18 protein-coding genes are annotated in these 16866 nt (G+C 32.9%); 6 read left to right on the forward strand and 12 right to left on the reverse strand.

Annotated features, from left to right (window positions below; translation table 11 throughout):
- Window positions 1–11 precede the first annotated feature (11 nt).
- Window positions 12–1310 carry a formylmethanofuran dehydrogenase subunit B gene (locus tag DL91_RS00070; RefSeq protein WP_048189697.1) on the forward strand — a complete coding sequence of 433 codons (1299 nt, stop codon included), beginning with the start codon at window positions 12–14 and terminating at the stop codon, window positions 1308–1310.
- 199 nt (window positions 1311–1509) lie between these two features.
- On the opposite strand, the gene DL91_RS00075 is transcribed toward DL91_RS00070, so the two are convergent.
- The 3 genes from DL91_RS00075 to DL91_RS00085 are packed head-to-tail and all read right to left on the reverse strand — an operon-like array spanning window position 1510 to window position 4420.
- Window positions 1510–2277, reverse strand: a complete 768-nt coding sequence (locus DL91_RS00075) for an ABC transporter ATP-binding protein (protein ID WP_197050653.1) — start codon at window positions 2275–2277, stop codon at window positions 1510–1512.
- Window positions 2278–2285: 8 nt separating this feature from the next.
- Entirely contained in the window at window positions 2286–3314 is a 1029-nt protein-coding gene (locus DL91_RS00080; RefSeq protein WP_369792061.1) for a FecCD family ABC transporter permease, read from the reverse strand.
- Between the two features lie 32 nt (window positions 3315–3346).
- Window positions 3347–4420: an ABC transporter substrate-binding protein gene (locus DL91_RS00085; RefSeq protein ID WP_048189700.1), complete on the reverse strand. Its 1074-nt coding sequence runs from the start codon at window positions 4418–4420 to the stop codon at window positions 3347–3349.
- 332 nt (window positions 4421–4752) lie between these two features.
- Between DL91_RS00085 and DL91_RS00090 the strand changes: the two genes are divergently transcribed.
- From DL91_RS00090 to DL91_RS00105, 4 genes are all read left to right on the forward strand, one after another.
- Window positions 4753–5625 (forward strand): DUF11 domain-containing protein, encoded by an 873-nt coding sequence (locus DL91_RS00090; protein WP_048189701.1) that lies wholly within the window; start codon window positions 4753–4755, stop codon window positions 5623–5625.
- Window positions 5626–5694: 69 nt separating this feature from the next.
- Window positions 5695–6345: a MotA/TolQ/ExbB proton channel family protein gene (locus DL91_RS00095; protein WP_048189702.1), complete on the forward strand. Its 651-nt coding sequence runs from the start codon at window positions 5695–5697 to the stop codon at window positions 6343–6345.
- A gap of 44 nt (window positions 6346–6389) precedes the next feature.
- Window positions 6390–6677: a DUF2149 domain-containing protein gene (locus DL91_RS00100; protein ID WP_048189703.1), complete on the forward strand. Its 288-nt coding sequence runs from the start codon at window positions 6390–6392 to the stop codon at window positions 6675–6677.
- A 53-nt stretch (window positions 6678–6730) separates the two neighbouring features.
- Complete coding sequence (locus tag DL91_RS00105; protein ID WP_048189704.1) at window positions 6731–7435, forward strand: ABC transporter substrate-binding protein; 705 nt, start codon at window positions 6731–6733, stop codon at window positions 7433–7435.
- A 176-nt stretch (window positions 7436–7611) separates the two neighbouring features.
- Here DL91_RS00105 and DL91_RS00110 read toward each other — a convergent pair whose 3' ends face one another.
- From DL91_RS00110 to DL91_RS00120, 3 genes are read right to left on the reverse strand one after another with little or no spacing between them, the layout of a single operon-like run.
- Window positions 7612–8676 carry an ABC transporter ATP-binding protein gene (locus DL91_RS00110; protein ID WP_048189705.1) on the reverse strand — a complete coding sequence of 355 codons (1065 nt, stop codon included), beginning with the start codon at window positions 8674–8676 and terminating at the stop codon, window positions 7612–7614.
- A 1-nt stretch (window position 8677) separates the two neighbouring features.
- The gene (locus DL91_RS00115) at window positions 8678–9364 is read right to left on the reverse strand and encodes an ABC transporter permease (protein ID WP_048189706.1); all 687 of its coding nucleotides are present in this window, start codon (window positions 9362–9364) and stop codon (window positions 8678–8680) included.
- 58 nt (window positions 9365–9422) lie between these two features.
- A complete protein-coding gene (locus DL91_RS00120; RefSeq protein ID WP_048189707.1) occupies window positions 9423–10313 on the reverse strand; it encodes a substrate-binding domain-containing protein in 891 nt (296 codons plus the stop codon).
- A gap of 226 nt (window positions 10314–10539) precedes the next feature.
- Between DL91_RS00120 and DL91_RS00125 the strand changes: the two genes are divergently transcribed.
- Window positions 10540–10749, forward strand: a complete 210-nt coding sequence (locus DL91_RS00125; RefSeq protein WP_048189708.1) for a molybdopterin-binding protein — start codon at window positions 10540–10542, stop codon at window positions 10747–10749.
- 127 nt (window positions 10750–10876) lie between these two features.
- Here DL91_RS00125 and DL91_RS00130 read toward each other — a convergent pair whose 3' ends face one another.
- The 6 genes from DL91_RS00130 to DL91_RS00155 all read right to left on the reverse strand — a co-directional run bounded on the left by DL91_RS00130 (window position 10877) and on the right by DL91_RS00155 (window position 16791).
- Window positions 10877–12823 carry a chitobiase/beta-hexosaminidase C-terminal domain-containing protein gene (locus DL91_RS00130; RefSeq protein WP_048189709.1) on the reverse strand — a complete coding sequence of 649 codons (1947 nt, stop codon included), beginning with the start codon at window positions 12821–12823 and terminating at the stop codon, window positions 10877–10879.
- A gap of 146 nt (window positions 12824–12969) precedes the next feature.
- Complete coding sequence (locus tag DL91_RS00135) at window positions 12970–14217, reverse strand: Ig-like domain-containing protein (RefSeq protein ID WP_048189710.1); 1248 nt, start codon at window positions 14215–14217, stop codon at window positions 12970–12972.
- 11 nt (window positions 14218–14228) lie between these two features.
- Window positions 14229–14924, reverse strand: coding sequence for a hypothetical protein (locus DL91_RS00140; RefSeq protein ID WP_048189711.1), 696 nt, complete (start codon window positions 14922–14924; stop codon window positions 14229–14231).
- 216 nt (window positions 14925–15140) lie between these two features.
- A complete protein-coding gene (gene fwdF, locus DL91_RS00145) occupies window positions 15141–16154 on the reverse strand; it encodes a tungsten-dependent formylmethanofuran dehydrogenase subunit FwdF (protein WP_048189712.1) in 1014 nt (337 codons plus the stop codon).
- Between the two features lie 9 nt (window positions 16155–16163).
- On the reverse strand, window positions 16164–16355 hold the full coding sequence (locus DL91_RS00150; RefSeq protein ID WP_048189713.1) for a ferredoxin: 192 nt from the start codon (window positions 16353–16355) through the stop codon (window positions 16164–16166).
- A gap of 160 nt (window positions 16356–16515) precedes the next feature.
- Complete coding sequence (locus DL91_RS00155; RefSeq protein WP_048189714.1) at window positions 16516–16791, reverse strand: DUF2097 domain-containing protein; 276 nt, start codon at window positions 16789–16791, stop codon at window positions 16516–16518.
- Window positions 16792–16866: the final 75 nt, after the last annotated feature.

Consider the following 16866-nt stretch of genomic DNA (forward strand, 5'->3'; position numbering starts at 1 on the left):
GAGGGATAACTTTGGAAATCGTAAAAAATGTTGTTTGTCCGTTTTGCGGAACCTTATGCGACGACATCATCTGTAAAGTTGAAGGAGACGAAATAGTAGGTACAATGAACGCATGCAGGATAGGACACAGTAAATTTGTTCATGCTGAAGGTGCTGAAAGGTACAAAAAGCCACTTATGAGAAAGAACGGAGAATTTGTAGAAGTAAGTATGGAAGAGGCAATAGATAAAGCCGCAACAGTACTTGCAGAATCAAAAAGACCCCTTATGTATGGCTGGAGTTGTACAGATTGTGATGCACAGGCAGTAGGGGTAGAACTAGCAGAAGAAGCAAAGGCCATTATAGACAACACCGCATCAGTATGTCACGGACCATCTGTACTCGCTCTACAAGATGTAGGATACCCTATATGCACATTTGGAGAAGTTAAAAATCGTGCAGACGTTGTTGTTTATTGGGGATGTAACCCATTTCATGCACACCCAAGACACTTGTCAAGGCATGTTTATGGCAGAGGGTTCTTCAGAGAAAGGGGAAAACCAGACAGAACACTAATAGTTGTCGACCCTAGAGAATCAGATTCCTCTAAACTAGCAGACATACATCTGCAGTTGGACTATAACAAGGACTATGAACTCTTGGATGCAATGAGGGCAGTTATACTCGGTCATGAAATTTTATACGACGAAGTTGCAGGTATACCAAAAGAAACAATATACGAAGCTGTTGATGTTCTTAAAAATGCACAGTTTGGTGTTCTCTTCTTTGGAATGGGTATGACACATACTCGAGGTAAACATAGAAACATAGACACAGCCATATGCATGGTTACAGACCTGAATGACAGTGCAAAATTCACCCTTATACCTATGAGGGGCCACTACAATGTTACAGGATTTAACCAAGTATGTACATGGGAAAGTGGATATCCTTATTGTGTTGACTTTGCAACTGGAAGCGCAAGATACAATCCCGGTGAATCAGGTTCAAACGACCTTCTGCAGAACAAAGAAACCGATGGAATGATGGTAATAGCTTCAGATCCTGGTGCTCATTTCCCGCAGAAAGCCATAGAAAGGATGGCTGAGATACCCGTGATTGCTATTGAGCCTCACAGGACCCCAACTACAGAAATGGCAGATATAATTATACCGCCGGCAATAGTGGGTATGGAAGCCGCAGGTACTGCATATAGAATGGAAGGAGTTCCAATCAGGATGAGAAAGGTGGTTGACATCGATCTGCTGTCCGACAAGGAAATCCTTGAAAGAATTCTTGCAAGGGTAAAAGAGATCAACGCATCAAAATAGAATTAAGATGAATATGGTTTGCTTTGTGTTAAGCATTCCTTTTTCTTTAATTCTATTAGAAATAAAAGGAAATTTAAAAATAGTCTTAATGGCTAAACAATTTTCTTCATTTCTATATTTTTCTTTTTTTGAATTTCATATTCAAAATATGAGTTCATTAGATGATATAAAATTATTAAAAATAAGATTATTTTAAAGATCATTTTATTTTCAAGGGAATACATGCTTTTCTATCATCAAATTCAACAATATTAACCTTTATACCATATGTTTCTTCCATGTTTTTTTCAGTAATAACTTCTGATGGTGTTCCAATATCTATCAAATTTTTATCTTTGAGTATAGCTACTTTATTTGCCGATATAAAAGCATGATCTGGAAAGTGGGAGGACATCAGAATAGATAACCCGTTTTTAGCTAACTTTTCTATAACATCTAATGTTCTTATCTGGTTGCCGAAATCAAGGTGGGATGTGGGTTCATCGAGAATCAAAATATCAGGTTCCTGAGTTAGTACACGTGCTATAAAGACTAGCTGCTGTTCTCCACCACTAATTTCTGTATAAGGTTTATTCCTCATATGGGCAATATTTAGGGTTTTAAGAGCTTTATCTGCTATTTTGATATCTTTCCTGCTGGGCGATTCGAATATGTCGAGATAGGGTGATCTACCCATCAAAACAACATCTAAAACTGTGAATGCAAAGGTTGAATTGTGAATCTGGGGGATATATCCAATTTCTTTAGCAATTTCAGATGCATTTAAAGAATGTATGTTAATATTGTTTAGAAGTACTTTTCCAGAGCTTGGAGCCAATAAACCAGTTAAACATTTAATCAGAGTAGTTTTACCGGCGCCATTTGCCCCTAATATGCAAAAAACATCTCCTCTGTCCACTTTAAAGCTAATATTTTCAAAAATATTTTTCATTCCATCGTAAGTAAAAGTAGCATCAATTACTTCCATTAGAGGATTCAAGACCACACCTCTTTACTTTTTCCTAGGAGGTATATGAAGAATGGTGCACCAATAATCGCGGTTAATATTCCTAATGGAATTTCAACACTTAGCAGTGCTCTTGATATATCATCTATCAAGAGTAGGAAAAAAGCTCCTAGAATTATACTAACAGGTAAAAGAATCTTATGATCAGGACCTACAATCATCCTTGCTACATGAGGTATCACCAAACCAATCCACCCTATAATGCCACATATACTGACCGATGATGCTGTTAAAACAGTGCAGCTTACAATAACAATAGCTTGTAATCTACCTGTATTAACACCTAAAGTTTGTGCCTCTTCTTCACCCATTGAAAGAACATTTAATCTCCATCTTATCAGGATAAGTATGGTCATACCTATTAAAATGGGTATGCTCACAATTAAGAGCTGTTGTATGTTAACAGAAGCAAGACTTCCCATTAGCCAGAAAACAATGGTAGGTAATTGTTCGTAGGGATCAGCAACATATTTAGAAAGCGCAATCAATGCACCAAAAAATGATTCAATGGCTATTCCACAAAGAACCAAAGTCAACATGGAAGTGCCTTTAAAGGTTCTGCTTAAAAAATAAGTTATTGTAACTGCTAGTAGTCCCCATAAAAGCGCAGAAATTTGTATAAACAATGCACCAGCAGAAATCAGTATTGCAAGAGCCGCTCCGAATCCCGCACCTGCTGTAACACCTAATTTATCCGGAGATACAAGCGGATTCCTAAATAGCCCTTGAAATGCTGCTCCTGCAACTGATAAAGCTGCACCAACAAGCATGGCGGCAAAAATTCGGGGTAATCTTATTTCAAAAATCACTGTATTCATTGATGGTGATACATTTGCATTTATTGGGAATAATTTAGATACTATTGCGATAAACACTTCATAAGGAGGTATGGGATATCTACCTATTAAAAATGAAATAAAAAACAGTATCACCAGAGGTATTATAAGAATAAATGTAACTGATATCGAGTTTTCAGCAATTTTTTTTCTTAAACTCATATTTAACATTTTAACATCCTTAATTTTATATATTAGAATTCTTTGAGTCCCGATGATGATAATATGTTATATACTTGATCATCTGTTAAATTGAAATGGTAGAAGTTGGAGTAATACTCTTTAGTAAGATTTTTAAGGTCAATATCCTTAAATTTATCAGGATATAGTACTTTAGCTGTCCAAGGGATTCCAATTATTGTATTGGCTCCGGGAGGGCCTTCAAACCAATTGAATGGAGAATTTGGCACTAAATAAACCTGTTTATCTTTTACAGCCTTAACATTTTGCCATAATGGGTTTGAATAAACATTATTATAGAAACTTGGGTCGCTGGCTATAATAACATCGGGGTTCCAATCCAATATCTGCTCCATAGATACGCCTATACTCCCTTTCGTAAGTGGAACCTGAGCTACATTTATTCCACCACTGAGTTCTATAAGTTGAGTGTGAGTTGAACCTTCAGGGTTGGTCATTAAACCTGTTGAGTCCCTTGCATAGTAAACCCTTTTTTTTTCAGTATCGGGGATCGTTGATGAAGTGGAATTTACCTTATTTAAAACATTATCATAGAATGAAATTAATTCTATAGATTTTTCATTCTCTCCAAGAGCCGTTCCAAGAAATTTAATAGATTCTGGGAGTGAAGTTATATTATTGTCTCCTTCTACATCTAATAATGGAACAGATCCGAGTTTTTCCTGAAGTTTATTTATATCGTCTATTGACCCACCATGACCCACAAACACCACATCAGGATCCTTAGAAAGATATGTTTCATAGTTTGCATCCTTTTTACCTCCACCCATAATCGGAAGATTCTGGTATTTAATGGGCATGTATAGATTTTCTGCAGTTGTTCTATTTGAATCCCATCCAACTAATTTATCCGGTGCAAGCATGTAAATTTCAACAGTCACAGAATATGAAAGGGAAGCAATTTTGTTTATTTGTGGGGGAATTTGAACACTTCTTCCTCCCATATCGGATATATGACCTTCTGAAATTGAAGAATTATCTGTATTATAATGTGTATATACATAAAGTGTCCCTATAACGACTATTATTCCAATTAAGGATATTATTACTATTTTTTTATTATTCATTTAATTCCTCTATTCTTATAACTGAAAAACTTAAGAAGTTTTAATTAACACGACATGTAATGTGATGAATTTGAAAAAATTTTTTTGCAAACTTTAATGATCTTTTACAAATCCAAAACCATTAATAAGGTTTGGTCGATATGTATATATATACGTATTGAAGAATATTAAATTAGTTTTATAATCTCATTATATTTTTTTTTTGAGATTTAGAGTTTTATATTAAACTATTCGATAAAATAAAGGTTAAATCCATTAGACTTACAAAAATAATATATTAATCCTATAAATTGATGAATCTATTAGAAAAGGATTAAAGTCGGGGGAATAGGTTGAATATTAGATCTATACTATCATTAATGTTGGTTCTTTTTACTATATTTTTAACAATTGGATCAGCGTTTGCAGGTGCCACTATTGGAGTAAAATTTGATAAAGGCACGGTTCATGTTAATGATACAATTAACTTAATAATTACTATAACCAATCCTGGTCCTGATGATTTAAGCAATGTTGCTATATATGCACCATTTCCCAATGGTTTGAATTTAATGAGTTTTTCAACTGGAACAACTAAAAATAATTATAACATTGATTCCGGGATTTGGCAGGTTGATTATTTGAGACTATCTTCCCGGGGGGGAGGAGTAAAAACATTAACCATAACAGCAATGGTAGGTCCTGAACTGGCTGGAAAAACAGTAAAAGCTACAGCAGATTATATTAGTGTTTCATCTGGAGATCCTCCAATTCCATTAAATGGCTTATCAGGGTCATCAACAACTTTAAAAGTTTTAGATAATAACACTATTAATTCTACAAATAACAGTACTAATAACTCTACGGGTAATGAAACAAATAATAATACGGATAATATTACAAATAATGTTACAGATAACAGTAAAAACAACATCACGGCGAATGATACGAATAATAGTTTGATAAAAAATAATTCAATAAATTTGCAAAATATAAATACTACAAAAAGTGCATTAACACAAACGCTTTCTAATAATAACACCAATGGAACAAACATTGGAAAAAATGGTCAGATTTTACCAAATACAAACCCTTCCTATCAAAAAGCCTACGAAGTCTATTCAAATCCTAATACTGAAAATAGTCCATTAATGGTGTATGTGGTGGGTTTACTGGCAATCATGGGTTTAGTTGCGATCGGTTACTTCTATGGAGTAAAAAAATAAAATCTTCTTATCAATGATTAATAAATCAAATTTCTAAGAACAGATATTTCTATTAATGAGGTGTTTGCAGTGGCTTTTGAAGAAAATATTACGAGTATATCCAGCAATACCATCCACATAGTTTCCCAGAGCCTTTTAATACCCGTAATGGCAGTTCTTGTCATATTCTTTATTTACTCTCTCATTAATCTTGGTACTTTAATATCAGAATATTACTACAGAAGAAAAGTTAAAATTGATTTTAAAAATCTTCAGAGGCTTATCTTATCTGTATCAGAACATGAATCATCCGATGAAATAATGAATATAATTGAAGAAAGTGCACTTCCTAGAAGCCATAAAGAAGTATTAATTACAGTATTGGAAAGTTCAAAATTAGGACCCGATTCAAGAGAAGCACTTGCCAGAAAAATGGTGGAAGATGAAGAGATTACAGCGGCTAAAAAATTGGAAAAAACAGATATTATAGCGAAGATAGCACCAGCAGTTGGTTTGATGGGGACATTGATACCTTTAGGTCCAGGACTCACAGCTTTAGGGGCTGGTGACATTCAGAACCTAGCAGATCATCTTATGATGGCTTTTGATGCTGCAGTTCTTGGTATGGCATCTGCTGCAATCGGTTTCACCATTTCTAAAATTAGAAGGAGATGGTATGAGGAAGAGATTTCAACACTTGATAGTCTGGCAGAATCAATATTGGAGGTTTTAAAATTTTAAGAAGGAGACGGAGAATTCTATCCACGGATGAGGAAATAGATCCAATGATTTATGCAGTGAACATGGTAGACTGTATGCTAGTTCTTGCTGTGGGTTTTCTTATATTCTCAGTAATGTCTATGAACATTCAAAGTGTTGTGTTCAGTGATATGACATTTCAGGAGAAAACACAAGTTTCTCAAATAATAAAACAGACTGTACAGATTCAGATGGGCCAACAACTGAACAACACCCCCCAAATACAAAACAATAACGGTAGTGGTTATTCTGAGATGGGGAAAGTTTACAAGGACACTACAACCGGAAAGTTGATCATGATTCCTGGTGGTTGATATAATCTTTATTTTTGATTGAAATTAATTTTATAAGAAATTGGAGTTTTAAAATGACAATCTTTGTATGTATGGATGATACAGATAACCTTAATTCAAGAGGAACAGGTAGATTAGCTCGTGCGGTAGCAGCTGAACTAAAAAAAACCTATCCTGTCTATGGAGTCACAAGACATCAACTTTATGTTCACAATGATATTCCTTATACTTCCCATAATAGCTGTGCCGTAATACATCTTGATATTGAAGAACAAAAGTTTATAGATGATATTTTTGAGATTGTTAGAATTGAAATGTTAAAGGACTTCATTGAGGGAAGTGACCCTGGCCTAGCAGTGGCACATGAAAATCAAATTACACCTGCATTGATAGCTTTTGGCAAAGATGCAAAAGGTACAGTTTTAACACAAGAAAAAGCAAGAATTCTTGCCAAAAATCTAAACATTCGCCTTGAAGGTCTTGGTGGAACCGAAGATGGAGTAATAGGATCTATGGCAGGTATTGGTCTAGCTTTTGCAGGAAATGATGGTAGATTTTTACTTAAAGGGAGTATAAGGGAGTTATTGGGCCCTCAACCTATTGAAAAATTTATCAATGCGGGGATTGATGGAGTATATACTCTTGATGGGCGTCAATTAAATGAAGGTATTATATTAAACACTCAGAATAAATCTGTAAAACCATGTCCAATAACTGGGAAAGCCATTTTATTTGTTGAAGAAGTAGATGGGATGTTTCATGCGGTAAAAAGAAACTGATTTTTAACTAATTTTTAATAAAAAAATCATCAAAGAATATCAATGTAGCATAGTGATATTCACGAGGTTGTTATTGATTATTGATGAATAAACATGGAAAAAAGTATACAAGTCTACTGGAAGTTTTTTATGCACAGTTTTAGTATGTGTTATATGTATGATCAAGAAAACAAGGATTATTTGAAAACATTAACTGCTGATGCTTTAAACTGCAGCCATAAATTGGATCCTATACTGATTTCAAGATCAAAAAATGATTTTCTGGTTAAATAAACTGTAAAAATTTCTCCAACATCAACTTTAAGTTTAATAAGTGTTCCATCATCTACGATTCCTTTTACAATTCCTTTTAAATCGTTTAAAGCACTGGTTTCAACCTTTAATTTCGATATTGTAATATCTTCAGGTCTTATGCTCATATAAACATTTCCTTCAATGGATTTAGAGGCGAAAACATTGATAGCTCCGATATTTATTAAAGTCAAATTATCATTGAATTTTTTAGCTTGACCTTTTATCACATTTTTCATTCCCACAAATTCAGCAACAAAACTGTTTTGGGGTCTTCTGAAAATGTCTTCTGGCTTTCCAATTTGGTGAATTCTGTGATTGATAATAGCAATTTCGTCACAAAGCCTTTGGCCTTGTATTAAGTTGTGGGTAGACATAATTATGGTTGTTTCATTTTTATTCCTAATCTCCTCTATCATTTCTTCTATTTTTTCTGTTGATAAAGGATCTAAATTAGCTGTTGGTTCATCGAGCATTAAAATTTCTGGTTCAATTATCATAGCCCTAGCTAAAGCAATTCTTTGGATTTCTCCACCAGAAAGGGAGGATGCTTTCCGATCTTCATATCCTTCTAATCCTAAAGATTCCAAGATTTCATTAATCTTATATTGTGTAGGTTCGGCATCGAGGCCCCTTATATTCAATCCGTATTGTATATTTTCGAGGACAGTACCTTTAAAAACCACAGGTTTTTGGAATACCATTCCAATCTTTCTTCGGTAATTCAACTCTTCCATATTTGATTTTGAAACATCTTTCCCATCAAGATATATTTTTCCAGAACTAGGTTTTTCAATTAAATCTACTATTCTTAATAGAGTAGTTTTTCCACATCCAGTGGGTCCAATAATTCCTAAAGTAGTTCCTCTTTTAATACGAAGGTTAATATTTTCTAAAATATTTTTCCCATCATATTCCTTGAATATATTTTCAATCTCAAGTAGAGGCATGTTATTTCTCCTGGAAATGGTTTAATGTTAGATTAATTATAAGTGCGATGCTAAGTAGAATTATTCCAAGGGCTATTGATAGTTCTAAGTTTCCTTTGGCGGTTTCAAGGGACATAGTAGTGGTGATTACCCTAGTAAATCCTCTGATATTACCCCCTATCATAAGAGCTACTCCTACTTCAGAGATAGCCCTTCCAAATCCCAGTATGACTGCAGCATAAATAGCATACTTAGCTTCCTTCATTATGGTATAAATGGTTTGAAATTCACTTGCACCTAAAGAAAGTGCTAGATCCTTAATTTCATCCTTTACTCCATATAATGCGGTAATGGTAAATCCAGTTATAATTGGGAGTATAAGTATAGTTTGGCCCATAATCATACCTCCTGGTGTGAAAAGGAGATTTAAACTCCCTAATGGGCCTTCATTGGATATGATTAAAAATACTAGTAGGCCTACCAGAACTGTTGGAAGGCTGTAAAGAGTTTGAATGAGATTTATAACACTTCTTTTACCTCTAAAATTTTTGAAATAAATTATACCCCCCAAAGGTATTGAAATAATTACTCCAATAAATGTTGATGATAACGTAATTTCGAGTGTACGTAGTGTTATACCTATTACTTCCGGGTCTAGTCTAATAATGAGTTCTATTGCTTGAATAAATCCGTTTAAAATTTCGTTCACTAAACCACCAAAAAAAGGACTATATTAGGAGATGAGTTCCCCTAATATAAAAAATTATCTAATTAGTTGGTTCCGGTTGTCCGGCTAAAGGAATAAATAGCTGTTGACCGTATTTATCTTTTCCATAGTCTCCAACAATAGTCTGTCCTTCAGGTGATAGAACAAAGTCAACCCATTTCATGGCTGCAGCATTGTTTACATTAGGGAACTTTTGAGTATTTTCTGGTATTAAGGAATATATATTTAACAAGTCTTTACCCTTTGTTACAAAAGGAACCAATTTTAATTTACCAACATATGCCAGGAATGTACCAGAATCTGAAAGTGTGTAAGCAGATTTTTGGTCTGCTATAGTCAAAGTATCTCCCATACCCTTTCCTGATTCAACGTACCATGTTTGATTTCTTATGGTTTGGTTGTAATCAATACCTGTAGCATTCCATAGTGCAATTTCTTTAGTATTAGTTCCTGAACTATCTCCACGGGATACAAATTTAATTTGATTAGGATTTGTTGTACCAAACTCTCTTATGTTGGTAAATGCAGTTGTTGCATTAGTACCATTAATCTTTGCAGGGTCATTGGCGGGCCCCACAATATAGAAGTAGTTGTAGGCAAATGGGTATCTTTGAGTACCATAACCATCTGCAACAAATTGTTCTTCTTGTTTTTTGGAGTGAACCATTACAAGATCCACATCACCTTTTTTACCATATTCAAGAGCCTGACCAGTTCCTGCGGCAATGAACTGAACATCTATATTAGGATATTTCTTTTCAAAAGCAGATTCGAGCACGGGTAATAATCCTGTGTCTTCTAAACTGGTGGTGGTGGCGATTTTTAGCGTTTGTTTTCCACTAATTCCGCCGGTGAATGCAAAGGCACCTATTGCTACAATTGCTACAATTGTAACGGCCAATGCTGTCATAATTTTCGTATTTCTTTCCATTCTTAAATTCCTCCATTTTTGAGTGTTATATATTGTATTTATTTCGATATGTAGTTATAACCCTTTCGATCAAAGTTTTTTTAAAAACAAGTATTAATGTTCCATTAATAATTTTGTCAGACATAAATTATTTTTAAATGTGTTTGATTCGTAAATTGTTTATTTTTAATAGAAATGAATAAATAAATTACTCAACAAAAAATAAACAATTATAAGAGGTGATAGTATGAAGATGAGTGCAAGGAACTGTCTTAAAGGGGAAGTAATAGGTGTAGAAAAGGGACCAAATACGGCTACTGTAAAGATAAAAGTAGAATCGCCCGGTGTTATAACTGCCATAATTTCTAAAGAATCAGTAGAGGATCTTGATATTCAATTAGGTGATGAATTGAGTGCAATCATAAAATCTACTGAGGTAATTGTGGCCAAAGAATGATTTTGTCTTATAACTTTTAAAATATATTATTCTTAATTAAGACAATTTCATTTAAAAATTTTTTTTTATTTATCCACGTATTTAGAAATAATATAAAAAAAATAGGAAAAGGAAATTTTTTCCCTATTTACTGAGTTTTGAATTTGTATGAATACTCTATAGATAAATTCCCTGCACGATCTTTGAAGGCTCCTTTCGGTATGTAAACATAGTATTCGTCGTTATGTAGTCTACTTCTTATTTGTTTTAATGTTAATATGTTTTTTTCTAGTTTTTTTGTTATATGAACTGTTTTACATGTGTTTAAGTTTTTGATGTAGATCTTGTTAAAGTTTATTCCATTCAGGAGTTTTTCGCTAAATGTGACAAATATTGGTGATAATAATGGTACTCTGTTTGCATTTTTCTGTGGTGAAGTTGTAATTACTTTTGGTGTATTTTTATCTATAGTATAATTCTGTGTATATATTGGAGATTTGTTTCCAGCTAGATCTACTGCTATATACTTTAGAATTTTGCTTGAAGTGATTGTGATAGGTTTTGTATATTTTGTGTTGTTCATTGTAGGGTTTCTTCCATTTAAAGTGTAATAGATTATTCCAGTTTTATTCATTTTTATGATAACTGTTTTAGTAGTGTTGTATATGCCGCCAAGTGGTGTAACTGACGCTTTAGGGGAGGTATTATCTACAATTAATCTGTTTGTGTTGTTGCTTGTTGCGTATGTGTTGTCTTGTAAGAATTCTGCGAGTATTATATATGTTCCGCTGTTTTGTGTTAGGATATAGTTTAATGTAGCGATTCCTGATGTATTTGTAATTCTTGCCGAGCCTATTGTTATTCCACTAACTCTGAATTTAACGATTTTATCAATTAGGGGTTGGTTGTTGTTGTCTGTAAGTTTTGCAATTAAGTTTGTTATTTTTCCTTTAAAACCAATTATTGGATTTATAATGATCTTTGTTGGTGTGTGGTCTATGTTTAAGTTGTTTGTGCTACTGCTTGTTGCGTATGTGTTGTCTTGTAGGAATTCTGTAAGTATTGTGTATGTTCCTTTGTTTTGTAGGATTTTGTATGATAGTGTTGCGATTCCTATAGTGTTAGTTACAGCGTTACCTATATTGGTTCCGTCTATGCTGAATTTTATTGTTTTACCGATTAGGGGTTGGTTGTTGTTGTCTGTAAGTTTTGCGATTAGGTTTATATTATCCCCTTTTATCCCCTTTGCAGGGCTTACAATGATATATGTTGGAGTTTTAGGACTATTACCATTTACATTGTACCCTGATGTTGTTGTTGAAGCTCCATTAATATTATTTACTGCGTTGGTCCATCCAACTCCTACAGGTTGATTACCAGCAGCGTTTGTGAATGCAAAAATATTAAATGTTCCTAAACTTCCAATTGGTAAATTTTGGAATGAATATTGTATTTTTATAGTTCCCTTATCGATTAAATCATTATTATTTAGCATTCCTGCATATAAGTCAATTAACATAATGTTGAAAGTATTTGTCGTATTTGTCATGTCTTGCTTTTCGAATAATGGATAATTAGCAGAATAGAAAGGTTTCCATGTTTGTAGCCCGTAGATGAAATCTGATTTATAGAATGTTTCATCAAGAGTTGTAGAGTTATACGTATAAATCGAAGGATTGCCTCCTATTGGTATCCATTGGTATCCATTTGCTTTGATATTTACTTGGAAATTATCCGGTAAAGTGCCGTTTACTGCTAGCATCAAAATCCCGTTATCAGCATAACCTTTTCCTCCGGTGTATGCTGTATAAAATGCACCACTTTGAGAATTAGTAAAAATGACTTTTCCAGTTGAAGGATTAGATGAGTTATCTGTTATTTTCACCGCATTTAATCCCCCACTTCCAATTCCAGGGAAGAATGTATAAGTATTATTATTACTATCATTCATTCTGGCCCCATTATGATTTATTACATGCAAGGCGGTATTATTATTACTTGGCATGATGCTTTGTGCTGCAACACTTCCTGAAAGGATAATTGCCATTGTGCATATTATCGATAGGAATATTGTGTACTTTTTCAAATCTTTCAATTTTCCCCCTCCATAAATTTTTATCGATCATATTAATATTTTATATCGATATGCAACTATATGATATTCGTATATAAAAAAGTTTTTATTACATTTATAAAATTTGATGGAAACTTTAAAAATAAAAAAATAAAGAATTTAAATTCTTATAAAGTTTTGAATTTAAAATTGAATGATATATTTAGGTTATTCCCTGATTTATCTTTTATAGAATTTGAGGGTAGATAAACTACATAAGTGGTATTGTGTGATCTAGAGCTCATTTTGATAATTAAAGTGTTAAAAGATAAGATTTTTGTCGTAGATATAATTTTACCAGTATTCAAATTTTTAACGTAAATTTTGGAATAATTTATTCCAGCAGCAATGTTTTCACTGAACTTGATGGTTATGGGTGAAGTTAAAGACACTCTGACGGCATTATTTGTAGGAGAGGTTAAAGAAACCTTAGGAGCAATTTTATCAATGAAATAAATCTGTGAATATATTGGAGATTTATTACCTGCTAAATCTATAGCAAGATATTTTAAGGTTTTATTAGATGTAATTAAAAGTTTTGTAATATATTTAGAACTATTAATATTTGGATTAGTACTATTTAATGTATAATAAATAGTTCCAATCTCACTCATTTTTAAAATAACAATTGTAGTAGTATTGTAATAACCCCCTTTTTGTGTAGCTGATGCGGATGGTGCCGTATTATCTACTGTAAGCTTGGTTGTGTTTTTACTTGTTGCGTATGTGTTGTTTTGTAGGAATTCTGCGAGTATTGTGTATGTTCCTTTGTTTTGTAGGATGGTGTATGGTAGTTTTGCAATTCCTAGTGTATTTGTCACCCCGTTACCTATATTAGTTCCATATATGCTGAATTTTATTGTTTTGTTACTTAGGGGTTGGTTGTTATTGTCTTTGAGTTTTGCAATTAAGTTTACAATTTTTCCTTTAAAACCAATTATTGGGTTCATAATAATATTTGTAGGTGTGGGATCTATGTTTAGGTTGTTTGTGTTGTTACTTGTTGTGTATATAGTGTTTTCTAAAAATTGTGTTAGTATGGTGTATATTCCACTGTTTTGCGTTATGGTATATGGAAGAGTTGCGATTCCTGATGCATCTGTGATTGTATTTCCAACAAATATTCCATTTACACTAAATTTTACAGTTTCACTGCTTATAGGAGTATTTTCATTATCTTTGAGTTTTGCAATTAAGTTTACTATTTTTCCCTTATAACCCATTGTTGTATTAACTACAATTTTAGTTGGTATTTTAGCATATTCATTGATGTAATAACCTGAGGCTGATGTTGACGATAGATTATTTATATTTACGGCATTAGTCCATCCAACTCCAATAGACTCATTTCCAGAAGCAACTGCGAAACCAAACATATTAAAAGTTGCTAAACTTCCTGCAGGTAAATTTCGGATGAATAATCTATTTTTATTGCTCCATTATTATTTAATGTAATTCCGGGATAGTTTGTTGATTTCAGCATTCCTGCATATAAGTCAATTAGCATTATGTTGAAGGTATTTGTTGTATTCTTCATGTCTTGCTTTTCGAATAATGGATAATTAGCAATGTAAAAAGGTTTCCATGTTTGTGGCCCATAGATGAAATCTGATTTAAAGTATGTTTCATCAATAGTTGTGCTGTTGTAGAGGAGGTTTGAATATAAAGGAATAGTTCCATCTGGTGTCCATTGATATCCACTTGCTTTTAAGTTGAGTTGGAAATTATCAGGAATAGTACCATTTACAGCGAGCATCAAAATTCCTTCATCATTAAAACCCTTTCCACCATTGTAAGCGGAATAAAAAGTTCCAGAAAGTGTATTTGTGAATATTATCTTTCCAATCGATGGATTAGATATGTTATCTATTATCTTAATAGCGTTTAATCCTCCGCTTCCAGTCCCAGGGAAGAATGTATATGTATTGTCACTACTATCATTCATCCTGGCCCCATTATGATTTATCACATGCAGAGTTATATTGTGATTGCTGGTCATTACAGTCTGTTCAGCTTCAACCGGTCCCGAAAAAATAAGGATTATTGAGGATAAAAATATTAGAAATGTCATGATTTTTTTCAAAATTTTCCCTCTACAATATTATGAAATTTTTTTTCGATATGTATAATATTGATATTCGATTATAAAAGGTTTAGTGTGAGAAAAATTGAGTAAGAAGAAAGGTAAAAAATTAAAAATAATGCTATTAAAACTTCATTTAATTAAGTCCTTTATTTTAGTTACAAGCAAAAAAAAGAAAAAAAAACAATAAATATAGAGGATTTTCATTGAAATTGATCAAAATTGATTGTCAATCAAACTTCCTAGAACTTTATTCCAAGATTTAGATCGTATATTATTCAGTTTCATATCGGTACGTTTTACTTCAATAATCTTCTGAGGACAAGCTTTTAAACAAGCTCCGCATAATGTGCACATATTCGGATTTACTGCAGATTTATTATCAACTATGGCAATGGCATTACAAGGGCATACATCGACACATGCATGACATGAATCTCCTTTACATATTGATTCATCTTCATTGATATTAACTTCGCCTTCAAACGGTTTTATAACTGTTGCCGCATCTACAGGGCATATATCCTCGCACCAACCACATGTTATGCATTTATCTTCATCTAAAATAATTTCTCCTTTAACTTCAGGGGTTTCTATCATATCCCTTTCCATACAAGTCGTACATACTATTTTTATTGCATCTTCCGGACAGATCCTCTTACAGATACCGCAGTAGATGCATTTGGATTTATTTATTTCAATATCATTTGCAATGGTTTGTTTGCTAGAGTTTATTTCATTTTCTTGGATTGTTATGGCTTTAGCGGGGCACATATCCCTACACATTCGGCAATAGATGCATTTATTAAGGTCTATTTCAGCTTCTCCCCTCACTAGATCCTCAACCTTAGGCAGTTTCCTGTTTAAATATATTGCTTCTGTAGGACAAGCCTTCACACAGTTTCCACAATAAATACATTCTTCTTCATTTATGCAGGCTTCATTTTCCCATTTAGGATAGTTATCCAATTCTCTCGAGTTTTTGTTGTCTAAAATGAAATCTAATGCTTCGAAAGGACATACGGATGCACAAAGTCCACAAAGGACACATAAATCTTTGTTTATATTAATGTAATCCATTTGTAGCAACCCACGGGCTATAGGCAATATTGGGCCTAATTTAATAGATTTTGTAGGACAAATGTCTGAACATATACTGCATCCAACACATTTATCATTTTTATGGGTTAGAGACCGATTTTCTTTCCCTTCTCTGTTTATAGTTACCATTTTTACTCCTTAATCTTTGGATATAGCTTGATTTGGGCAATTTTGTATGCATAAATCGCAATCATCACATTTCTCATCTATAATGCATATATCATTTTCTTTTTCAACTAAAGCGCCCTGTTCACAAATTTTTATGCATAAACCTTCACCGGGACAGTTTTCTATTTTACCGCATTTTTCTGTGTTTATTATAACTGACATATAATCACCCTAAATTGATGATATCATATTGGCGATATGTATATTTAAACATATCGTTTTAGATTAAATATGAAATAAATAAATTGTGAAATGAAAATTCAACTAAATTTAATAAGTAATAAAATATATTTTGATATTATTAATAAAAAATTAAAGATATTTAATCATCTTTGGCTTCAATTACACAACAACTGTCTTTACATTCATGTTCAATTTCAACTATGAAATCTTTCAATTTTTCAATATCAATACAGCTTAAACCTTTTATCATATCACTTTCAATATCTATCTGAAGGACTCCCTCGTTATTTGTAATGACTTCTCCGGGTATGTAACAGCGTCCAAGGGAAAGCCTTACAATATCTCCGGGTTTAACTTCTTTTTCAACGTATTCACATATTTCAGTACATGTAGCGGTTTTCTTTTCTGTCTTCATAGCATCACCTTAATATTTTTTATATTTATATAACAACTCTCTTTAATCTATTCACTACCATTCATTTCAATTTTT

Source organism: Methanobacterium sp. SMA-27, assembly GCF_000744455.1.
Taxonomy (GTDB): domain Archaea; phylum Methanobacteriota; class Methanobacteria; order Methanobacteriales; family Methanobacteriaceae; genus Methanobacterium_B.